The sequence below is a fragment of the Chryseobacterium lacus genome (assembly GCF_003336205.1).
GTDB lineage: Bacteria > Bacteroidota > Bacteroidia > Flavobacteriales > Weeksellaceae > Chryseobacterium_A > Chryseobacterium_A lacus.
This window is the reverse complement of the sequence record NZ_QPIE01000004.1, coordinates 128,513-150,816: the sequence shown is the minus strand read 5'-3', so window position 1 is coordinate 150,816 and position 22,304 is coordinate 128,513. Positions and strand designations below refer to the sequence as shown.

Annotated in this window: 20 protein-coding genes; 6 read left to right on the top strand and 14 right to left on the bottom strand. The window is 39.7% G+C overall.

The features are described from left to right. Positions 1-10: 10 nt before the first annotated feature. From DQ356_RS06150 to DQ356_RS06135, 4 genes are all read right to left on the bottom strand, one after another. Positions 11-3,160, bottom strand: coding sequence for an efflux RND transporter permease subunit (locus tag DQ356_RS06150; RefSeq protein WP_114303601.1), 3,150 nt, complete (start codon positions 3,158-3,160; stop codon positions 11-13). 6 nt (positions 3,161-3,166) lie between these two features. Then, positions 3,167-4,393 (bottom strand): efflux RND transporter periplasmic adaptor subunit, encoded by a 1,227-nt coding sequence (locus tag DQ356_RS06145; RefSeq protein ID WP_114303600.1) that lies wholly within the window; start codon positions 4,391-4,393, stop codon positions 3,167-3,169. Position 4,394: 1 nt separating this feature from the next. Further along, a complete protein-coding gene (locus tag DQ356_RS06140) occupies positions 4,395-4,868 on the bottom strand; it encodes a transcriptional regulator (RefSeq protein WP_114303599.1) in 474 nt (157 codons plus the stop codon). 94 nt (positions 4,869-4,962) lie between these two features. Beyond that, positions 4,963-5,424, bottom strand: coding sequence for an Lrp/AsnC family transcriptional regulator (locus DQ356_RS06135; RefSeq protein ID WP_114303598.1), 462 nt, complete (start codon positions 5,422-5,424; stop codon positions 4,963-4,965). Between the two features lie 157 nt (positions 5,425-5,581). Here DQ356_RS06135 and DQ356_RS06130 point away from each other — a divergent pair, with 157 nt between their 5' ends. Further along, positions 5,582-6,784: an aminotransferase class I/II-fold pyridoxal phosphate-dependent enzyme gene (locus DQ356_RS06130; protein WP_114303784.1), complete on the top strand. Its 1,203-nt coding sequence runs from the start codon at positions 5,582-5,584 to the stop codon at positions 6,782-6,784. Positions 6,785-6,832: 48 nt separating this feature from the next. Here the strand turns inward: DQ356_RS06130 and purE are convergent, their stop codons facing one another. Both purE and DQ356_RS06120 read right to left on the bottom strand, forming a co-directional pair. Continuing rightward, on the bottom strand, positions 6,833-7,336 hold the full coding sequence (gene purE, locus DQ356_RS06125) for a 5-(carboxyamino)imidazole ribonucleotide mutase (RefSeq protein WP_114303597.1): 504 nt from the start codon (positions 7,334-7,336) through the stop codon (positions 6,833-6,835). A gap of 41 nt (positions 7,337-7,377) precedes the next feature. Continuing rightward, complete coding sequence (locus DQ356_RS06120) at positions 7,378-8,484, bottom strand: 5-(carboxyamino)imidazole ribonucleotide synthase (RefSeq protein WP_114303596.1); 1,107 nt, start codon at positions 8,482-8,484, stop codon at positions 7,378-7,380. A 103-nt stretch (positions 8,485-8,587) separates the two neighbouring features. On the opposite strand from DQ356_RS06120, the gene DQ356_RS06115 reads away from it, so the two are divergent. Further along, the gene (locus DQ356_RS06115; RefSeq protein WP_114303595.1) at positions 8,588-9,661 is read left to right on the top strand and encodes an endonuclease/exonuclease/phosphatase family protein; all 1,074 of its coding nucleotides are present in this window, start codon (positions 8,588-8,590) and stop codon (positions 9,659-9,661) included. 15 nt (positions 9,662-9,676) lie between these two features. Here the strand turns inward: DQ356_RS06115 and DQ356_RS06110 are convergent, their stop codons facing one another. The 6 genes from DQ356_RS06110 to DQ356_RS06090 all read right to left on the bottom strand — a co-directional run bounded on the left by DQ356_RS06110 (position 9,677) and on the right by DQ356_RS06090 (position 14,857). Further along, complete coding sequence (locus tag DQ356_RS06110) at positions 9,677-10,732, bottom strand: diphosphomevalonate/mevalonate 3,5-bisphosphate decarboxylase family protein (RefSeq protein ID WP_114303594.1); 1,056 nt, start codon at positions 10,730-10,732, stop codon at positions 9,677-9,679. A 16-nt stretch (positions 10,733-10,748) separates the two neighbouring features. Then, on the bottom strand, positions 10,749-11,777 hold the full coding sequence (locus DQ356_RS06105; protein ID WP_114303593.1) for an NAD-dependent epimerase/dehydratase family protein: 1,029 nt from the start codon (positions 11,775-11,777) through the stop codon (positions 10,749-10,751). A gap of 62 nt (positions 11,778-11,839) precedes the next feature. Beyond that, positions 11,840-12,631 carry an alpha/beta fold hydrolase gene (locus DQ356_RS06100; protein ID WP_114303592.1) on the bottom strand — a complete coding sequence of 264 codons (792 nt, stop codon included), beginning with the start codon at positions 12,629-12,631 and terminating at the stop codon, positions 11,840-11,842. A 17-nt stretch (positions 12,632-12,648) separates the two neighbouring features. Then, entirely contained in the window at positions 12,649-12,822 is a 174-nt protein-coding gene (locus DQ356_RS11215) for a hypothetical protein (protein ID WP_166413067.1), read from the bottom strand. A gap of 38 nt (positions 12,823-12,860) precedes the next feature. Then, on the bottom strand, positions 12,861-13,580 hold the full coding sequence (locus DQ356_RS06095) for a pyridoxine 5'-phosphate synthase (RefSeq protein ID WP_114303591.1): 720 nt from the start codon (positions 13,578-13,580) through the stop codon (positions 12,861-12,863). 17 nt (positions 13,581-13,597) lie between these two features. After that, a complete protein-coding gene (locus DQ356_RS06090) occupies positions 13,598-14,857 on the bottom strand; it encodes a mechanosensitive ion channel family protein (RefSeq protein ID WP_114303590.1) in 1,260 nt (419 codons plus the stop codon). A gap of 222 nt (positions 14,858-15,079) precedes the next feature. On the opposite strand from DQ356_RS06090, the gene DQ356_RS06085 reads away from it, so the two are divergent. Together DQ356_RS06085 and DQ356_RS06080 are read left to right on the top strand one after the other, a co-directional pair. Next, complete coding sequence (locus DQ356_RS06085; protein ID WP_126723239.1) at positions 15,080-16,270, top strand: lacto-N-biose phosphorylase central domain-containing protein; 1,191 nt, start codon at positions 15,080-15,082, stop codon at positions 16,268-16,270. Positions 16,271-16,339: 69 nt separating this feature from the next. Continuing rightward, complete coding sequence (locus DQ356_RS06080) at positions 16,340-16,828, top strand: DUF456 domain-containing protein (RefSeq protein ID WP_114303588.1); 489 nt, start codon at positions 16,340-16,342, stop codon at positions 16,826-16,828. 3 nt (positions 16,829-16,831) lie between these two features. Here the strand turns inward: DQ356_RS06080 and DQ356_RS06075 are convergent, their stop codons facing one another. After that, entirely contained in the window at positions 16,832-17,473 is a 642-nt protein-coding gene (locus tag DQ356_RS06075; protein WP_114303587.1) for a uracil-DNA glycosylase, read from the bottom strand. 95 nt (positions 17,474-17,568) lie between these two features. On the opposite strand from DQ356_RS06075, the gene DQ356_RS06070 reads away from it, so the two are divergent. Beyond that, positions 17,569-19,716 carry an endonuclease MutS2 gene (locus DQ356_RS06070; protein ID WP_114303783.1) on the top strand — a complete coding sequence of 716 codons (2,148 nt, stop codon included), beginning with the start codon at positions 17,569-17,571 and terminating at the stop codon, positions 19,714-19,716. A 24-nt stretch (positions 19,717-19,740) separates the two neighbouring features. Then, positions 19,741-21,021 carry a hemolysin family protein gene (locus DQ356_RS06065; RefSeq protein WP_114303586.1) on the top strand — a complete coding sequence of 427 codons (1,281 nt, stop codon included), beginning with the start codon at positions 19,741-19,743 and terminating at the stop codon, positions 21,019-21,021. Between the two features lie 107 nt (positions 21,022-21,128). On the opposite strand, the gene DQ356_RS06060 is transcribed toward DQ356_RS06065, so the two are convergent. Then, positions 21,129-22,226, bottom strand: coding sequence for an AI-2E family transporter (locus tag DQ356_RS06060; protein WP_114303585.1), 1,098 nt, complete (start codon positions 22,224-22,226; stop codon positions 21,129-21,131). Between the last annotated feature and the right edge of the window lie 78 nt (positions 22,227-22,304).

The following is a 22,304-nucleotide window of genomic DNA, read 5'->3' as shown; positions in this document are numbered from 1 at the left end:
TACCACTGCATTATTCATTCAAGTTTATTTTTTCTGCTTTCACAGGACTTATTTTTTCCTGAAGCCATTGGAAAATAACATATAACACAGGAATTGCCAAAACTCCGAAGAACGTTCCGATGAGAAGTCCCGCAGCAGCTCCCGTCCCGATGGAACGGTTACCAACAGAACCGATTCCTGTAGCAAATACCAGCGGAATCATTCCGAAAATAAAGGCGAAAGAGGTCATCAGAATCGGACGCAGCCTGGCTTTCGCAGCATTCACGGCGGACATGGCAATGGATTCTCCATGATGCCTTCGCTGAACCGCAAATTCTACGATAAGGATGGCGTTTTTACCCAAAAGTCCAATTAACATGATAATCGCAATCTGGAAATAAATATTGTTTTCCAGCCCAAACACGCGCTGTCCGAAATAGGCTCCAATAACGCCTAATGGCAGCGACAGAATCACTGAAAAAGGCAATAAATAGCTTTCGTATTGCGCTGCCAGAATAAAATACACAAACAAAAAGCTGAGAAGAAATACCACATATGTTTGTGAACCTGCTTTCATTTCTTCTTTTGAAAGACCGGTAAATTCTACATCATAATCGGCGGGGAGATTTTGTGCGGCCACTTCCTGAACAGCTTTTATGGCATCACCGGTGGAATATCCAGGGTTACTAGATCCACTGATTCCTACGGAAGTAAATAAATTATACCGCTCCAGCGACTGTGGCCCGAAGGATTTTTTCAGCGTAACAAACTGGGAAATAGGAGCCATCGCTCCGGAATTGGTTTTCACGAACAATCCATTGAGACTCTCCGGAGATTGCCTGTCTGCAGGCAAAGCCTGAATCATCACCCGAAACTGCTTTCCGTATTTTGTAAAATCTGAAGAATAAATTCCCCCGATATATCCTTGCATCGTACTCAGGATATTATTCAGAGAAACACCGCTTTCCTTTGCTCGTGGAACGTCAATGACCATTTCAAACTGGGGATAATTAGTATTAAAAGAAGAAGAAGCAAACTGAATTTCTGGCCGCTGCATCAACGCTGCGATGTAATTCTGAGTTACGGTATTCAGTTCTGTAATTTCGCCTCCGGATTTATCGAGAAGTACAGCAGAAAAACCGTCGCTTTGTCCAAATCCAGGTACACTTGGTGGCGAGAAAAATATAATTTTTGCATCAGGATATTTGGAAGCAATTCCAAAAAGTCTTCCGGTAATTTCATCTACACTTTGTCCGTCTTCTTTTCCTCTTTCGTCAAAAGGTTTTAGCCGAACGAAAGCCTGACCAACATTCGATCCTTGTCCTGACATAAATCCACGGCTTGCTGTGAAAGTAACATTCAGAACGCCTGGAATTTTTCTGGCTTCTTCCTGAAGATCTTTCAGTATATTGTAAGTTCTTTCCATGGAAGCTCCGGGAGGAAGCTGCACATCTGTAAAGATAATTCCACGGTCTTCTTTAGGAATAAATCCTGTCGGCATTGTGGAATTGGCCCACCAAAAGGTAAGTCCGCCTGCTGCAAATATTAAAATCGTAACCCATTTGTGCCTCAACAAAAACCCGACGGCATGACCATATTTTTTGATAGTTGCATTAAATCCTACATTGAATTTTGTAAAGAATTTCTGCATGATATTCATATTGGAATACTCTTTCTGGTGATGCGCAGGAGGTTTCAGAAAAATCGCACACAACACCGGACTGAGGGTAAGTGCATTTACCGCAGAAATTAAAATCGCAATAATCAGAGTAACACCAAACTGCTGATAAAAAACTCCAGTAGGACCTTGCAGAAACGTTACAGGAATAAAAACGGCAGCCATCACCAATGTAATAGAAATAATGGCTCCGGTAATTTCATCCATTGCTTCTATGGTCGCTTTTCTGGCATCAGCAATACCCTGTTCCATTTTTGCATGAACGGCTTCCACTACCACAATAGCGTCATCCACCACAATACCAATGGCCAAAACTAATGCGAAAAGAGTAAGCAAATTGACAGAATATCCCAATAAATTCAAGAAGAAAAAAGTACCAATAATAGAAACCGGAACTGCAATCGCGGGAATAATCGTTGAACGGAAATCCTGAAGAAAAATAAACACGACCAGGAAAACCAGAATAAACGCTTCTATTAAGGTGGTAATCACTTTACTGATAGAGGCTTCCAAGAAATCATTGGTATCAAAATTAATGCTGTATCCGATTCCTTCGGGCAATGTTTTTTCAGTTTCGGTCAAAAAAGTTTTAATTTCTTTGATAATCTCCTGAGCATTAGAACCCGGAGTTTGAAAAATACCCATACTTACAGAACGTCTCCCGTTGTTCTCCCCGATTCCTCCATACGAAAGGGCATCCAGCCTGATTTCGGCCACATCTTTCAACCGAAGATAATCTCCATTTCCGAGGGCACGAATAATAATATTTTCAAATTCTTCTACTTCATTATATTTTCCTTGGTAGGTAATCACATATTGAAAAGAACTTCCGCTGTTTTCTCCTAATTGTCCCGCTGCAGCTTCTCGGGATTGCTCATTGATCGCGTTTGAAACCTCTAAAGGTTCCAGTCCGTACGCTGCCATTTTTGCCGGATCTAGCCAGATTCGCATCGCATAGGTTTTTCCTCCGAAAGCCATTGCATCTCCTACTCCATTCACTCTTTTCAGTGCCGGAATAATATTGATATTCATGTAATTCTGAAGCCAAACCTCGTTGAGATCAGGATTGGAAGTATAGAAGGAAAGAAACATCAGCGCACTCGTCTGTTGTTTGTTCACCTGCACACCAGAGCGGGTAACTTCCGAAGGGAGAAGCGGCATGGCGCGCTGTACCTGGTTCTGTACATTGACGGCAGCGATATCCGGATCTATTCCCTGTTTAAAGAAAATCTGAATACTGGCTGAACCGTTATTTAAGGCAGTTGACGAAATATAATCCATCCCCTCTACTCCGTTGACTTGTTCTTCAATGGGAATGATGACACTGTTCATCACCGTTTGGGCATTAGCTCCGGTATAGTTCGCTGAAATACGTACCGTTGGCGGTGCAATATCCGGATATTGTGTTACCGGAAGTGATACTAATCCAAGGATTCCCAAAATTACAATGAGAATGGAAACCACAGTGGACAATACCGGCCGGTCTATAAATCTTTTTACCATAACAAATTAAAATACAGGTTGAATGGCGTTGATAATATCATCAAATTTCTTAGGCTGCGATTTCACCGGCATCCCAGGCTTCAACGTCCCCACTCCTTCAGCAACAACTATTTCACCTTTCGCAACGCCTTCTTTTATCACCACCATATTATTCACGCGGTCTTCCACGCTAATTACTGCACTTCTTGCAGTATCCTGTTCCACTTTATAAATATAAACCAAACCTTGTTGTTCATAAGTTGCACTTTCAGGAAGCACCAACACATTATCATACGCAATCGGAATTCTGACGGTTCCGCTGTTTCCGTTACTTAGTAATTTCTGCGGATTAGGAAATGAAACCCGAAACTGAATACTTCCCGTTGCCGGATCTATCTGTCCGGTTACTGCTTCTATCCGGCCTTTTTCAGAATATACGTCACCATTGGCCAGAAGCAATTCTACCATCGGCATATTTTTCAATTTTTCCGACATCGTGGCTCCGCGCGAATCCAGAAGAAAATCCAAATATTCTTTTTCATTCATCGAAAAATAAGCATATAACATACTGGTATCCGAAACCGTGGTAATGGGAGAAGGATCGCCCGGCCCTACTAAACTTCCGGTTCTTAGGTTGATTTTTCCAACAACTCCTGAAATAGGAGCACGAATAACGGAATAATTGATATTTTCCTGAATTCCCTGAAAATTAGCCTGTGCCTGAGAAACTCCTGCACTAGCTTGTTGTTTGGCTGCAATGGATTGAGACAGTTGCGCCTGAGTTCTGGCCAAATTCGCCTGCGCAGTCTGAAGCTGAACGGAACTGATGATATTTTTACTCACCAAAGGCTGAAGTTTTTCTACTTCCACTTGTGCCGCATTAACGGCGGCTTGCGCGGCTTTCACATTGGCTTCTGCTGCAGTCACACTGGATCTGGCGGCACCAATTCCGGCTCTTGCAGCCGAAGCATTTTCGTTCAATGTATTGGTTTCAATTCTGAAAAGTGGCTGTCCTTTCGTAACATATTGCCCTTCATCGACCAAAACCTGAGTAATGTAACCTTGAATTTTTGCACGCACATCATTATTATTCCGTCCCTGTATGGTAGTAGGGAAAGTAGAATATCCGGTAACATTTCTGGTTTCTACCACAACAGTCGTTACTGCTTTGGGGGTTTGAGGCGGTTTTTCTTCTTTTTTACAGGCAGAAAGAGACAACATTGCCAGTGCTAAGATGATTATTTTATGATTCATATTAATTTGAAATTTCTTTTAAAGTTTCTCTCAGATTAGAGATATTATTTTCCAATAAATCTTTATACAAATTGAAATTGGCATGATGCTGCTTCCGATCTCGATTAAATTCCTGAAGCTGTTTCACAATCGAAAGTTCTTTTTCCAGACGTTGTATCACCTGTTCGAAGCGGATTTTAATATAATCTTCATTCAGGAAAAAATGGCGTTTTCTTTCATCAGCAAGAGTTACGTCCACAATCAATCTTTGAGATAGCAACAGTTGCAATGAGCCGGAAACAGAACTTTTCGAGGATTTAAAAATATCGACCAATTCATCAAAAGTAATTCCTTTTCTTTCAAAATCGAAAATTAGAAAAGAATAAATTTTGGCAGCCAATGGCGGAAGATGGTACACTTCAATATAATATTTTACCATTTCCAAATAGATGGATTCATTGATTTCAAAAGGGCCTAATAAAGTTCTGGAATGCATCACAGCGCAAAGATAAAAAATTAGTTCGTTTTTTAGCGAACCAATTTCGATGATAGATAAAAAAAATAGGTGATTCTCAGAAATCTACACTGAATTATTCCAGAAAAACTCCGGTTGTTCTTTTCACTACTTTGATGGTGAAAGAACTGTGCGTACTTCCAATATGTTGCAGACTGGTGAGTTTGGTTACCATAAATTCGCGGTATTCCTGAAGATCTTTCACACAAATTTTCAAAATATAATCGTAATCGCCGCTCACGTGGAAACATTCCAGTACTTCCGGAAATTCGATGATTTCCCTTTCAAATTGGGTGATGTATTCCTTTCGGTGTTGTGCTAATTTTACATGGCAAAGCGCAATAAAGTTCTTTTGAATTTTTTCTTTATCTACGAGAGCGACGTACTTTTCAATAACTTTCTGTTTTTCAAGCTTTTTAATTCGCTCAAAAACTGCGGTTACCGACAAATGAAGTTCGCTGGCTAATTCTTTGGTCGTTTTTTTGGCGTCCTGCTGCAGCAAAACCAGTAGTTTTTTATCTTTTTTGTCAAGATTCATCCGAAAATATTTTGGTGAAAGTAGGTTTAATCTTTCAAAAATAAATTAATAATCCGAAAAAACTTCATTTAACTGATTTATATTCTGTATTGAACAAAATTTATTGTTTAAAAGTCTGAAAATAATCACTTTTAGGAAAATTAAAAATAGAATCATGATGAAAAAATTCAATGGTGCAGATCAAATTCAGGATCTGCAGTTTTTCGGAGAATTCGGAGGGGTAAATCCTTCTATATCCGACAGTTCCACGTACACTTTTCTTTCCGCCAAAACCATGTCTGACACTTTCGAAGGCAATACGGACGGATGTTATCTGTATTCCCGCCATTCGTCGCCCAGCAACTTATATCTTGCGGAAGCTTTGGCAAAAATGGAAGGAACAGAAAGCGCTAATGTGACTGCTTCGGGAATGGGTGCGATTACTTCTGCACTGCTTCAACTCTGCAAAAGCGGGGATCATATTGTTTCCAGCAGAACCATATATGGCGGAACGTATGCTTTCATGAAAAATTTTCTGCCCGGTTATAAAATAGAAACTTCTTTTGTTGATATTACTGATTTACAGAAAGTTGAAAGTTCCATTACGAAAAATACCAAAGTACTTTATTGTGAAACCGTGAGCAATCCTCTTCTGGAAATTGCCGATTTGGAAGGCCTTTCAAAAATTGCCAAAAAACACCATCTGAAACTGGTGGTGGACAATACTTTTTCGCCGCTTTCTGTAACACCTCAGCTTTTAGGCGCCGATGTTACGCTTCATAGTCTCACCAAATTCATCAATGGCAGCAGCGATACTGTTGGCGGAGTTTATTGCGGAACCCAGGAATTTATCAATGCTACGAAAGATGTCAATTCCGGAGCGTGTATGCTTTTGGGACCAACGATGGACAGCCTTCGTGCAGCAAGTGTTCTTAAAAATCTGAGAACCCTTCCGATCCGTATGAGAAAGCACAGTGAAAATGCGCTGTTTCTCGCTGAAAACTGGGAAAAAGACGGATTGAAAGTGAAATATCCCGGACTGAAAAGCCATCCTCAGCACGAACTTTTTAAAACAATGATGCATGAAGAATTTGGTTTTGGCGGACTGGTTGCGCTGGACGTGAAGACCGTAGAAAAAGCAAACGAACTAATGGAAATGATGCAGAACGAAAACTTGGGTTATCTGGCGGTAAGTTTAGGTTTTTATAAAACACTGTTCTCAGCATCCGGAACTTCAACATCATCAGAAATTCCTGAAGACGAGCAAAAAGAAATGGGCTTGTCACCGGGACTTATCCGCTTTTCTATCGGTCTGGATCACGATATCGAAAGAACTTATCTCAAAATGAAAACATGTATGGAAAAAGTTGGCGTTTTGTAAAACAGCTCCAATCACAAAAAAAAGACTTTCCGTGCTGGAAAGTCTTTTTTATTGATCAAAACCATTTGGATGGTTTTTCTTAATATCTTCCACTGTTCCGAGGACTTTTTCTTTTAGGGAATCCTGATATTGCTGTAGTTTTTCAGCTACTTTTTCATCAGCACTTCCGAGGATTTTTGCTGCCAAAATACCGGCGTTCATCGCTCCGTTCAGTGCTACCGTTGCCACAGGAATTCCTGACGGCATTTGCAAAATCGACAAAACAGAATCCCAACCGTCAATGGAGTTTGAAGACAAAATAGGTACGCCAATCACAGGCAAAGTAGTACAGCTTGCCACCATTCCCGGAAGATGTGCAGCGCCGCCGGCTCCGGCAATAATCACTTTTAAACCGCGCTCTTTGGCGGTTTTGGCATACTCAAACATTCTTTCCGGTGTGCGGTGTGCGGAAACTACCGTTAATTCGTAAGGAATGTCGAGAGATTTCAAAAAATCTGCCGCCTGTTGCATTATCGCCAAATCGCTTTGGCTGCCCATGATGATTCCGATCATAATTTTGTTATATTTTTTAACGAGACAATATCTATTGTAAACTAAGATTTCACTTTTATCAAAGATTTAATTCGGACCAGTTTTTCCATCAACTCTTCCCGCGAATCTGCCAAAACATTGATGTGGCCCATTTTTCTTCCGGGTTTTGTTTCGGATTTTCCGTACAAATGAACATAAGTTTTCGGGAGTTTCAGGATTTCTTCTATGCCTTCATATTTTGCTTTTCCCGAAAAACCTTCTTCACCCACCAAATTCACCATTCCTGAAAAACTGAGGATGTCGGTATCTGCCAAAGGAAGATTTTTCAGAACACGATACATCTGTTCAAACTGCGAGTTGGAGTTTCCTTCCTGAGTCTGATGACCAGAATTATGCAGGCGCGGTGCCGTTTCATTCACCCAAACTTTCCCATTTTTATCCAGAAAAAGTTCAATGGCAAACAATCCGGGAGAATCGGCCGCTTCGATAAACTGTTGAGCAATTTGCCCAATCTGATGCTGAACATCCTCAGAAATACTGCTGGGACAAATATTAAAATCCAAAAGATTCAGCTTCGGATCGGCCACCATTTCCGTGACGGGAAAAGTTCTGGTTTCGCCCTTTTCATTTTTGGCTATGATAATGGAAAGTTCTTTGTCAATATCCACCAAAGTTTCCAGAACAGAAGGAACGTCCCACAATTTCTCTATATCCGCTTCGTTTGTGATGACCTGAACTCCTTTGCCGTCATAACCTCCGGTATTCATTTTTTGAACAAACGGCAACGGAAAATTTGCTTCAGATTTTCGTTGAATCACCTGAAATTCCGGGCTTGGGATCTGATGTTTTTTATAAAATTCCTTCTGAAGGATTTTCTGCTGAATGGTTTTGATGATTTCGGGGCTCGGAATTATTTTGATTCCACATTCCTGAAGTTCAAAAAGCGCATCTACATTCACATGTTCAATTTCAATGGAAACAACATCTTTTCCTTTTCCGAAATTGAAAACCGATTCGTAGTCGTTGAAATTTCCTTCTGTAAAATAAGAAATAGAGGAACACGGAGCATCTTTCGCAGGATCCAGAGTGAACCATTCATCATCATATTTCAGCGCATTCTGTATCAACATTCTGCCAAGCTGGCCGCCACCGAGGATTCCTATTTTCATTCTTCTGATATTAATTTTACAAAAATAACAGATAATATGACGTGTACCAAGATTTTTGTAAATTCGGGCATAAATTAGCTTTATCGCTCTCGCGACACTAAACATGGAAACCACTTTTTATTTATTTTCGGGCCTGCTCATCTTCCTGAGTGTTTTGCCCATTTCCAAAAACCAACACTGGATCTTCAGAGTTCCTGAATTTTTGAAAATCCAACTATTCTTTTTTCAGTTGGCAACCATCGTAACCGGATTTATTTTTCTGGAAAAAAACACGCTCTTCTGGTTTGTTGTGGGAGTACAGTTTCTGCTGATGCTTTATCATTTGTACATTTTGATACGCTACACTACTTTCTATAAAAAAACCGTAATGCCTCCCGCAGAAGCGGATACTATTTCCATCATTTCCTGTAATATTTATCAGTTTAATCAGGATTTTGAAAGATTTCATCAACTCATTCGAAAGTACCAACCTGATATTTTCATTACTATGGAGAGCAATGCAGCATGGGAAATGGCCAACCGCAGTCTGGAACAGGAATATCCTTTCACGGAGAAAGTTACGCTGGAAAACACCTACGGAATGCATCTGTATTCTAAAATTCCTATTGAGAACTGTAAAGTTCATTTTTTTGTTGCCGATGACATTCCTAGCATAGAAGCAAAATTTAAAAACACAAATGGCCGACTTTTTACTGTTTTTGCAGTTCATCCGCCACCTCCCAGTCCTACGGAAGAATCCACCTCTAAGGAACGCGACGGCGATTTGCTAAGCGTGGCTAAAATATGCAGGAAAAACAACATTCCCACTTTGGTGATCGGTGATTTTAATACTGTGGCATGGTCCGACACTTCTATACTTTTCCGGAAAATGAGCGGGCTTATAGATGCGAGAGTAGGGCGCGGAATTCTGGCAACATTTCACGCTAAATACTGGTTTTTCAGGGTTCCGCTGGATTTATTATTTCACAGCCCGGACATTTTCATCGAAAAACTAAAAACCCTCGAATATATCGGTTCTGACCATCTTCCTATTTATTGTACTTTTCATGTAGATGTCCACCGCCATCAACAGGAAAAAGAAGTACAGCACATCAAAAAGGAAGAAATCAAAGAAGTGGAACAACTGATACAAGAAGGAAAAGAGGAAGAAAGTAGCAACAGAACTCAGGTTTCCTGATTCTCTTTTTCTAAATTAAAAAATCATGACATCTTTCACTACGCTGCCTTTCTGTGTGTGTTGAAGCAAATCGGTTTCAATAAAGTTTTTAATTTTTTCTTCATCGCCGTTATTTGGAAACAGCACATGAACGTTCGCCCCTGCATCTAATGTAAAAAACAAAGGTAATCCGGTTTCCTCACGGAATTTCCAGATTTTATGAATAACCTCCATGGTTCCGGTTTTCATAAGGATAAAAGCCGGCTCGCTCATCATCATCATGGCGTGAAGGGTGAGCGCTTCGTGTTCAACTAATGTGATAAATTTTTTTAAATCCCCGGATTTCAGAATTTCTTTCATCGGAACAAAATTCTCTTTTGCTTCCTGAAAACGCCGTTCTGCATAAGGATTTGTGTTCATCAAGCCATGACCAATTGTGGAACTAACGGACTTTTGGCCTTCGTGAATGAGGAGCACCCAATCGTTAAAGTTTTTAAACACAGGATGAACAGCATAGTTAGGATACTGAACGGCGAATAAATCTGAACTGCCTTCTACTTCTGAGGTTTCGCCCCAAACGACCAATCCATTGTACAGACTTCGACACGCACTGCCGCTGCCCAGTCTTGCCAAAAAACTTTCTTTTTTTATTCTGAAATCTTCTTCCGTTTTTCCTGAGAAAACTTCATCCAGTTGCATCAGACATTTCGCTATGGCTCCGAAACCGGAAGCGGAACTTGCAATTCCGGAACTATGAGGAAAGGTATTTTCGGTTTTGATGATATACTTTCCCTGTAAAATCCAAGGCAGATAAGGCTCAATACTTTTGAAATATTTATGGATTTTTTCCGAAAAATTCACTTCTTTATTGCCGGCGAGAAAAGTTTGGACGCAAAAAGGTTCATTCGCCAAAAACTCTATGCTCGTGTTGGTTTTGCAATGGTTCAAAGTGTAACTGATGCTGGGATTCGCAGGAATCTGATTTGCATATTTTCCCCAATATTTGATAAGCGCAATATTGCTGGGGCACGATGCAGCAACGGTTTGCGATGAGACCTGAACGTTTTGAATTCCTAAAAACTGGTTTTCCATATATTTTTATTCAGCGCTAATGAGTAAAATCAAACGCCGTGTTATTTTTATCTTTTATATAATTTTCGAGATGAAAATCAATGCTTTCATTCACAGGAATAAATTCAAAATTGAGAAGTTTCCTGATTTTTTTATTTGAAACCAAATCATTGTTGGACACGGTGTCAAGATTCACTTTGTTCATCATTCGCAACATTGGAAATGCCCAGCCAAAAAGCAAATTCATCAAATATCCCATCGTAAGAATCGATTTTGAAATAACCTTTACAGGCTTCAAATGGAGTTTTTTCCGTATATAATTGGCAATATCCCTGTACTTTTTATTTTCAGAAATAAGAATGAATTTTTGATCGAAAATATTTTTGTCCATAAGCTCAACAGCGATAGTTGCTACATCGCGCACATCAACATAAGCCGCGGTTCCGCGCATGGCAAACGGATATTTCTCAAAACTCCCGAAAAGTTCGCCGCTGCTGCTGTTCCAGTTGCCGCTTCCAATGATGATTCCCGGATTGATGATGGTTACATTCAGGCCTTCTGCGGCCGCACGCCACGCTTCCATTTCTGAAAAATGTTTGGAAACTGCATAATCGGAATGATCGAGTTTAGGATTGAAATCAGACTTTTCGTCTATCATTCCCTCCTCATTCAGGCCATCAAAAACCGCCATCGAACTTACGAACAGAAATTTCTTTACCGACGAACCATCACACGCATACAAAAGGTTTTGGGTACCTTCAATATTGGTGTTAAACATTTCTTTTCTTTTCGCAGGATGAAAACTGACTACAGCTGCACAGTGATACACCTCTTCTACTCCATTTAAAGCTGATTCCAAAGAATCCATATCCTCAAAATCGATATCTATCCATTCAATTTTATTAAAAAAATCATCCGGATGATCAGTATAAAATTGATACGAATGACGGACTTCTTTCAGATTGCTTGATTTCCTTTTTGCTGCACGCACCTTTTTACCCCGTTTCAGTAGCTCTAAAACGATCACTCTTCCGAGAATTCCTGTTGCACCCGTAACGAAAATCACAGCAGCTGAAAATTGAAAGTTAGGAGTTGAGAATTCATCAAATTTATTTCTTTAAGATCGGTTTATAAAGTGGAACTTCCTAAGAGAAACTCTTCAGCAACACGGTTGAAATCTGTTGGATTTTCCGCCTGCACCCAATGTCCGGCGTTTGGAATAGTCACCAATTGGAAGTTAGGAAACTGTTGTCTGATCTGAGATTCATCCTCAGGAAGAATGTAATTTGATTTTGCACCGGAAACAAAAAGTGTCTCGCCTTCATAAACTCCAGGTTTTATTGCATTGGAAACGAAATCTTCATATTTTTCTGAAAGGGTTTTCAGATTGAATCTCCACGCCAGTTTTTTATCATCGGTCCAGTATAAATTTTTGGAAAGAAACTGAATGACAAATCGTTCCTTAATGAATTGGCTCATCACTTCTTCCACTTCGCTTCGGGAAGTTGCGGTTTCAAAATCGACGCTTTCCAGTGCTTTAATAATTCCCTGGTGATGCGGAGGATACGCTTTCGGACCAATATCCACCACGATGAGTTTATCGACTTTTTCAGGATAATGAATAGCAAACTGCATCACCGCTTTTCCACCCAAAGAGTGTCCCAAAAGATGTGCTTTTTGCATCCCATGATGTTCCATATAACGCAAAATATCTTCCGCCATCACATCGTGCGACATTTCTTCAGAATGAAAACTTCTGCCATGATTCCGAAGATCCATAAGATGCACCGGCATGATTTCGCCGAATTCTTTCCCGAAACTTCCCCAGTTATCAAGCATTCCGAATAATCCGTGAAACACCAATAAAGGCGATCCGGATTTTTCTTCTCCGTATATTTTTGAGTGTAAAATCTGATTCATTAAAAAAAATTAAATTTTTAATCTTTGATATTCGTTGGTACATCTTTCCCAATCAAAGTTGGTAAACATTTAATGATTACTTCACTAAATTTTTGAAGTTCCGCATAAAAGTGTTCTTCAAGAATATTCTTTTCGCCAAACAAATCAATATCTACCGACAACCAAAAAGAGATTTTTTGAAAAAATCCCAAACTGTGATTTTAGATATCATATTTCAAAGTTACAAAAATTACCACACCATCAATCTTTTCAAATAAGCCTGCACGGTGTTTTCCATTCCCATGTATAATGCTTCGCTGATGAGGGCGTGACCGATGGAAACTTCCAGTAAATTAGGGATATTCTCTGCGAAATATTTCAGGTTTTCTAGCGACAAATCGTGTCCTGCGTTGATTCCGAGGTTGTATTTCGAAGCTTCTTCTGCTGTCTTGATATAAGGTAAAATCGCTTTTTCTTTATCAGCAGCGTAATTTTTGGCGTACGCTTCTGTGTATAGTTCGATACGATCCGTTCCCGTTTCGGCTGCAAACTTTACCATTTCAGGATTTGGATCCAGGAAAATGGAAGTACGAATTCCGGCATTTTTAAATTCAGCAATAACGGATTTCAGGAAATCCAGATTTTTTTCACAATCCCAGCCTGCATTGGAAGTAATGGCATTTTCAGCATCCGGAACCAAAGTCACCTGTTCTGGTTTTACCTCCAGAACCATATCAATAAACGGGCGATGCGGATTTCCTTCAATATTAAATTCGGTGTATACCAAAGGTTTAAGATCGTAAACATCTTTTCGGGTAATGTGTCTTTCGTCCGGCCTTGGATGTATGGTGATTCCGTGCGCGCCAAATTCCTGAATTTTCACTGCAGCTTCGGTAACACTGGGCAAATTGCCGCCGCGCGCATTTCGGATTGTCGCAATTTTATTGATATTTACGCTGAGTTTCGTCATAATATTTTCCGTAGATGTTAAATTTTAACCTGCATGATTTCGAGATCGAAAATTTTCGCAGAAGCCAGAAGATGATCAAAAATATCGGCCTGTATTTCCTCATAATCCTGCAAAGCAGCCTGAGTGGCAAAACAATACACTTCCAGAGGCATGCCCTGCGAGGTAATTTCCAGTTGGCGAACCAACACTACTTCATCCTGATCGATGGATTTATTCTGTTTTAAAAAATTGAGTGCATATTTTCGGAAAACACCAATGTTGGTGAGCTGCCTGCCGTTGATAAGGAATTCTGCATTTCTCATTGTGGAACGCTCCGAAAATATTTCCGAAGATTTCTGTTCCAGATAATCAGAAATGAGATTGACTTTTTTCAATTCTTCCAACAGTTCTTCATCAATAAACTTAAAGGAATTAATATTGAAAACAATCGATTTTTTAATTCTTCTTCTGTTGCCTTCTGCCATTACCTGCATATTTTTGATTTCGGTAGAAAGCAGGTCGTAGGTAGGAACGGTAGAAATGGTTTTGTCGAAATTGTGAATTTTCGTGGTCAGCAAATTAATATCTGCAATAGTTCCTTCTATGTTGTATTTTGGAATTCCGATCCAGTCGCCCACTTTCAGATTTCGGGAAAGCGAGACATGAATTCCGGTAACAAATCCTAAAATGGTATCTCTGAAAATGAGGATAATCACAGCCGTCATGGCAGTAAGACTTCCCCAAATCGTCGATGTGCTGACACCGAAAATAATGGAAATTGCTAGAAAAGAAAAGAGAATTCCGCCGATAATGTTGAGCGTAGATGTGATGGCCCGAATAGCCGTGATCCGGTAGAAATCGTTTTTCAGAACATAAAATCTCTCGATAGATTTCAAAAATCTTTTGTAAAGCACATATCCGGCGATGATCATGAGAACCGCACAAATGAGTTGCAGCAAATCATGACTATTGGGATGCCTTCCCATTACGGGTTTAATCAATTGTTGAGCAAAACCCAATGCAATAAAATTGGCTACAGAGTTCAACACTTTGCTTTCATACATTGCCTGTATAAGAGGTGTCTTTTTGAATTTCCAATAAAACGCAGAATGAATCAATTTGAAAAGACTTTTAAAAACAAAATCGGCAATGATTACAATCAACACAAAAAACAGCAATTTGGCCGCTATCTGAGAAGTTAGTACTAATGGATCAGGTACATTATCTTTCATAAAATAATGGATCTGTTCGCTTAATGCTTCGAAAAAGCCTTTCGTTTCTTTGAATTCGTCTTTCATAAAAAGCAAAAATAAGAAATCTCCTTTGAATGCTGAACAAAACTTTGTATTTAGTCTGTAACTCTGCTTTTAGAGATCGTTTCCATAAAGACGGTATTTCGTTTATTGCACCTGTTGTAATAAAACACAATGTAAATATTCAAATAAATTATAATTTCTTGCCTTGATTATCAATTATTTATTACATTTGTTCGTACATTAACAAATCAAATCCAAATTATTATGAGAAAACTCAGCTATCTATTTTTAATGTTTATTCTCTTCAGCCTTACAGGCTGTAAGATGACAGAAGACGAACCGGCACCCTTCACTACACCCAAACCTGTGGCTTTCAAAAAAGGAGTCGTTAACGGAACGGTGTATGCGGAAAACGGAGTGAAAACCATTGGCGGCGCAATTATTTTCACTTTTGATGACAATCACAAAATTCATATGACAACTTCTGGAGCCGACGGAAAGTTTCATCTGGAAGCTCCTGCCGGAAACCGAATTATTCATATCCAAACCGGCGACGGATCTAACTTTCGGACAGAAATTCCTCTGGTCGTAGTGAATAACGAAACTCATACCCTTCCGGCTAGTGTTTCCAAACTCAATCAAATTGCCAATATGGCTTATGTAAAAGGATCTTACGATGAAATAGAGGATATTGTCATTGGACTTGGTTATACGGTTTCTCAGATTTCGTACGACGATTTAAAAAACATGAGTACCATTGCCGCATACGATGTGATTTTCCTGAACTGCGGTTCCAGAACACAGGGGAATTCAGGAACGGCAACTCCGAATAATGATACAATGATTTATGATAATCTTGCTACTTTTGTTACCAATGGAGGAAGCTTGTATGCGTCAGACTGGGATGTTGCCTATCTCTTGGGAGGAAATTCCAATACCAACGCATGTAATACCGCAGGCGGATTTATTCCGGATGCCTTACTGTGCTCCACCAACACAGGTCCTTCCACCACTTTCACAAATTGTACTGTGGCCAACGCAGGCCTTGCCGGTGCTTTGGGATTCACCTCTCTGGATATCCAGTATGATTTGGGATCATGGCAAAGAATTATTAATTATGATGCCACGTTCTGGGATGTTTTGGTAAGCCACAGCAGCGAACCTCTGATGATCAGAACCAATAAATTTCAGCAACCTACGGCTCCACAAATGGCTGTGGGAAATTCTGCCAACAGCGGATTTGTAACCATCTGTCATGATGATAACGGCACTTCCGCTACGATCACCATCAGCCAAAGCGACCTTCAGGCACATTTGGGACACGGCGATACGGTAGGACCCTGTGCAACATCCACCAACAGCGGAAATATTTATTACACTACTTTTCATAACCATGCAAGTGGAAACATCGGCAACACCGGACCGATTTTACAATATGTTATTTTAAATCTTTAAAACAAAAAGTAATTTCACAGAAAAGCGGCAACAAAATTGCTGCTTTTTTTATTTTTTAGTTATAACTTTATGCAGGAAGGATTGATTATTTTGGTTTGTATCATTTTGCTTATTCTAGGAATTGTAGGAACCATAGTTCCCGTATTGCCCGGACTTTTACTGAGTCTTTGCGGACTTTTAATTTACAAATTCGGAACAGATTCTGAACTTTCAATGGTGTATGTCTGGATTTTTTCAGCTTTAACCCTTCTTTCTGTGTTTCTGAATTATATTATTCCGGCAAAAACCAACCGAAAATATGGCGGCACCAAATGGGGCAGCATCGGTTCGATTGTCGGAACTTTTGCGGGAATGTTCCTGATTCCCGTTCCTTTTGGATTTCTGATCGGAATGTTTCTGGGCGTATTCATCGGCGAACTGCTTCACGATGTTAGCGACAGCAAGAAGGCTTTCAATTCTGTAAAAGGCGCTTTTATCGGATTTGTTTTGGGAACAGGTTTTAATTTTTTAGTAGGCGTGGCTATGCTGTTGGCGGTGGTTTTGGATCTTTTGTTTTGATTTTTACCAGACAACAGGAATCTTACTCTTTGAAACCAGATATTCATTAATTCTGGAAAAAGGCCGGCTTCCGAAAAAGCCACGGTAAGCAGAGAAAGGTGAAGGATGCGCCGCTTTGATAATGCAATGCTTTTGTGTATCGATCAATTCTGATTTTTTTTGAGCAAAAGCACCCCACAACAAAAAAACAACATTTTCTTTTTTATCGGAAATCTCTTTGATAATAAAATCCGTGAATTGCTCCCAACCCAGATCCTTGTGAGAATTGGGCGAATGCGCCCGCACTGTAAGCGTCGCGTTCAAAAGGAGTACGCCCTGTGTTGCCCAGTCATCCAGCTCTTTGGAAGTTCTCTCTGTACCCATATCGGTTTTCAGTTCAGCAAAAATATTTCTGAGCGAAGGTGGTGCCTTCACTTTTTCGGAAACAGAGAAACACAAGCCATTCGCCTGATCATCATTATGGTAAGGATCTTGGCCAAGAATTACAACTTTGATCTCTTCAAAAGGTGTAAGTTCCAATGCGCGAAATATTTGATTTTTGGGCGGAAAAACCTTCGATTCGGCATATTCCTGATTGACTTTTTCCCACAAATTTTTGAAATAAATACTGCTTTTTATCGGCTCTAAAATATCTTCCCAAGTCATAATAAAGTATCAAAATGGGTTTCAAAAATAAATAAAAAATGTACAATATTTGCATGATGCCTGCAAGAGAAAAGAAAACTCACTATTTTTGCAGTGTGCACATCCAGAAAGAAGATTTAGAAGAACTCGAATTCCCGGAACTCCTTTCGGAGATTGCTCCGTTCGCGTACTCCCCGAAAACAGAAGATAAAATCATGAGCCTGCTTCCCATGAGCAGGGACGAAGCTGAAATTTCTTTAAAAAAGACCTCGGAGTTTCTTACCAGTTTTGAAAGTTCCAATGCCATTCCTTTTCATGAATATGAAGATATTGAACAGGAACTGAGACTCATGATTATTGAGAATTTCCATCTGGAAAACAAGGCGTTTCTGAAAATCAAAAATATTACAGAGCAAATCGGGAAATTACAGAAATTCTTTCCCACTTTTTCCGAAACTTTTCCTTTGCTTTTGAAAGAAGTTCAGGCTTTAGAATTTCACAAAGCTATTATTGAAAAAATTGACAAAGTTTTCAACCGTTTTGGAGAGGTAAAAAGCGAAGCATCGCCGGATCTTAAAGTCCTGAGAACCGAAATTCAACATGCTAAAAAAGCCATTCAGGAGAATTTTAACAGGGCATTAGCCACCTATTCTCAAAACGATTTATTAGATGAAATTCGCGAAACCATCCTGGAAGACCAACGTGTGCTGGCTGTGAAATCCGGATTTAAAAAACGGGTACCGGGAAGAGTGTTGGGTATTTCCAAAACCGGTTCTATCACGTATATTCAGCCCGAATCTGTCCTGAAACATTACTTCAAACTCCGCGAAAATGAGGAAGAAGAAAAAAAGGAGACCGACCGGATTCTGCGCAAGCTTACTGCTGAAATTGCTGAATATCAACCATGGCTGGAATCATACCAAAAATATATTTTCGATTTGGATCTGATAAGAGCCAAAGCAAAATTCGCAGAAAAAATAAATGCGGTCCTTCCTAAGATCAACAGCCATCCTACGCTTCGGCTGAGGGATGCTTTTCATCCGTTGCTTTGGCTGAGAAACAGTGTTGAAAAAAAGAAAATTTATCCACAATCGCTCACGCTTACAGAGCATAACCGCATTATTTGTATTTCCGGGCCCAATGCCGGTGGAAAATCCATCACCTTGAAAACGGTAGGATTGCTTCAACTGATGATTCAGAGCGGGATTCTGGTACCGGTACATCCGAAATCGGAAATGTTTTTTTTCGACAAAATCATGACCGATATCGGAGACAATCAATCGATTGAAAACCATCTATCCACCTACTCTTCCCGGCTCAAAAAAATGTCGGGCATCATTCGGGAAGCCGATCATAAAACACTGTTATTGATCGATGAATTTGGCACTGGATCAGACCCTGAACTCGGCGGCGCATTGGCTGAAAGTTTTCTGGAATATTTTTACGACAAGAAGAGTTTTGCCATTATCACCACGCATTACACGAATATCAAACTGGTCGTGGAGCAGCTTCCGAATGCGGAAAATGCAGCCATGCTTTTTGATGAACATTCCCTGGAACCTTTGTACAAACTGGAAGTTGGACAGGCCGGAAGTTCGTTCACTTTTGAAGTGGCTGAGAAAAATAAAATTCCGCGATTTATCATTAAAAAAGCAAGAGAAAAAGTGGAAAAAGATGTGGTGAACCTAGATAAAACCATCGTAAAACTGCAACAGGAAAAATTTGAAGTTGAAAAATTAAAGACGAATCTTACCGAGCAGAAGGAATCTGTAGAAGATAAGCGAGGAAATCTCCAGAAGCTCAATGAGCAGTTGCAGCAGAAGCTTTATAATTTTCAAAAACTGTATGAAGAGGAACACCGCAAACTTCAGTTCGGGAACAAAATTGAAACTTTTATAGATTCGTATATCAAAGGAAAATCCCGGAAAGATGTGGTGAAAGATTTTGTTAAAATTCTGGAGCAGGAAAAATTCAGGCGTTTGGGAAGTGATAAAGATGAGAACAAAAAACTGCAGGTTATCAAACGGAAAATTACCCAACAATTGAAAAAAGTAGATGTAATAGAAAAAATTGCGGAAACCAACGAGAAAATGGATCAGCAGCGCAAAGATGAACGGGCAATTTGGCTGAAAACCGGACAGCGCGTTCGTATCACCGGATCTACCAGTGTTGGAACGATTGAAAAAATCACCAAAACTAAAGTGGTAGTAAACTACGGCACATTCAAAACTACCATAAATGCAGATGAACTGGAAAGGGTGTAGAAAACAATAATCAACTGAATATCAATGGAGATCTTTATTATTTTTACTCTTATTTTATTGAACGGAATTTTCTCCATGAGTGAAATCGCACTGGTTTCTGCGAAAAAATTTAAGCTAGAAAGTGCGGCCCGCAAAGGGAATTCCCATGCACAAAAAGCCCTGAATCTTTCAGAAAACCCGAATATTTTTCTTTCCACCGTTCAAATCGGAATTACCCTTATCGGAATTCTTACCGGAATTTACAGTGGCGAAAAAATTACAGTAGACGTCAAAACATTTTTCAGCAATATTCCTTTACTGATGCCTTACGCCGATACTTTGTCGGTAACTGTTGTGCTTATTATCCTCACTTTTTTTTCTATTGTTTTAGGAGAATTGATTCCGAAAAGAATCGGGCTGATGTTTCCGGAGAAAATCGCCATTTTGATGGCGCAGCCGATGACTTTGGTCTCAGTGATTACAAGGCCTTTTATTTGGCTTTTAACAACTACCAATAATCTGATTTTGGGTATTTTTGGAATTAAAGGCGGAAATGAAAACATCGTCAGCGAAGAAGAAATAAAAGCGATGGTGAAAGAAAGTGCAGATGGAGGTGATGTTCAGGAAATAGAACAACAGATTGTACAGCGCGTTTTTGCCCTGGGCGACCGTAAAGTAAGAGAATTGATGACGCATCGCCAGGATCTTATCTATTTTGATATTCAGGATGATGGTTTTACCATAAAAAGTAAAGTTCAGGAATCGCCACATTCCGTATATCCAGTGGTTCATAAAAATCTTGACAATCTTCTGGGATTGGTTTTGCTGAAGGAAATTTTCCCCGTAGCCGGTTCGGAAGTTGCTTTTGACCTGCAGAATTACCTCAGACAACCCATCACTGTCTACGAAAATACGCCCGCCTATAAAGTTCTGGAAAAAATAAAAGAAGAACGAATGCACTACGCTTTTGTGGTGAACGAATACGGAACTTTTGAAGGCATGGTAACGATGGACGATCTTCTGGATGCCCTGATCGGAAATGCAATAGAAGATCAACATGAGGAAGCTAACATGACAGAATATGAAAAAGGACGTTATGAAATGGACGGGTCATATCCTTTTTACAAATTTCTTCATCAATTGGACATGGAAGAGGAATACGAAGCCGGCGATTATCACACTGTAGCGGGATTCATCATTAATGAACTTCAGCATTTTCCGGCTGCGGGAGAAACGATGGAATGGAAAGGGCTTTTGTTTAAAATTTTACATGTAGAAGGTGTCCGAATTGACAAAATTGAAGTCACGAAGCTAGAGTCAGATTGAGTGTAGTTTTCTAACTTTACCAACGAGATTGATTTTTTAAAATAAACTTTTAGATTTTAGCGTAGTTTCAAGATAAATCTTGAGAGAATTGTTATAACGAAGCAAAATCACTTTTCCACATTTTCAGTAATATTTTCATCGGTAACAAGAAATGCTTCCTCTGTTTCTTCAGTAGTTAGTGGAAGGTACTGTCGTTTTTCTATTTTATAAACAGCATATAAAATTCGGGGAAGTGACAGCAGCAGCGGCCCGAAAACCAAACCCATAGCTCCAAAAAGCTGCAACCCGAGAATAACGCCAAACACTGTGATCAGCGGATGAATGTCTGCCATTTTTTTTAATAAAGTAAAACGCAGCACATTATCAATTCCTCCAACGAAAATAAGGCAGTACAACGACAACAACAATCCGGAATTGACATCGCCCGTCGCCATCTGGTAAATGCAGAGCGGAACCCAAACGACCATCGTTCCGACAACAGGAACTATGGAAGCCAAACCTGTCATCAATCCCCAAAAGACAGCTTGCTCCACACCGAAAATTGAATAGCCGATAATCGCAATAATGCCCTGACTGACGGCCATTATTGGAACTCCATACGCATTGGAACGGATGAGATCCAGATTTTCTTTGATGAAATACCGTTTTGATTTTTCTGAAAAAGGAAGCATTTCCTTCAGGCTGCGCTCCATGCTGCGGCTTCCCATCAACATAAAATAGAGAATAAAAAGCGCGACCAGAATATTCGCGAAAAACTGTCCGACCCAATTGAGCGTAGACGGAATATAACTGATAATCCTGTTCACCACATTCAGTAAATCGTGAGAAGTAAACTCTATATCAAAACGCTGTATGAATTCATGATTCTGAAGATAACGGACGATAGGCTGAAAACGTTCGATGATTTTTTGCGGATCTTTCAAAGCGTCATTAATCTGAGGAATCAAAATTTCCAAAACAATCCATATTGGTATTCCGAAACATACGATAATGGACAAAATAATGAGAATTGTAGCCAGATTTTTGTTCCATCGATTCCTTTCTACCAATCGGTGATAGAAGTTTCTGGTGACAACATATAAAGTTACTGCGCCAAGAAATCCCGTTACAAAATAACTAAGTTGAAAAGCGATGACTAAGACAAGAAATATAGAAAACAGAACCAGTGCGCGCAGAACCGTTGTCTCTTTAAAAAGTTTATCCATAGTCATTTTTCTTTACTCAAATGTACTAAAAACTCTTTTGTGAGCAATAAATTTGTTGGTTCTTAAATGTGCGACGAA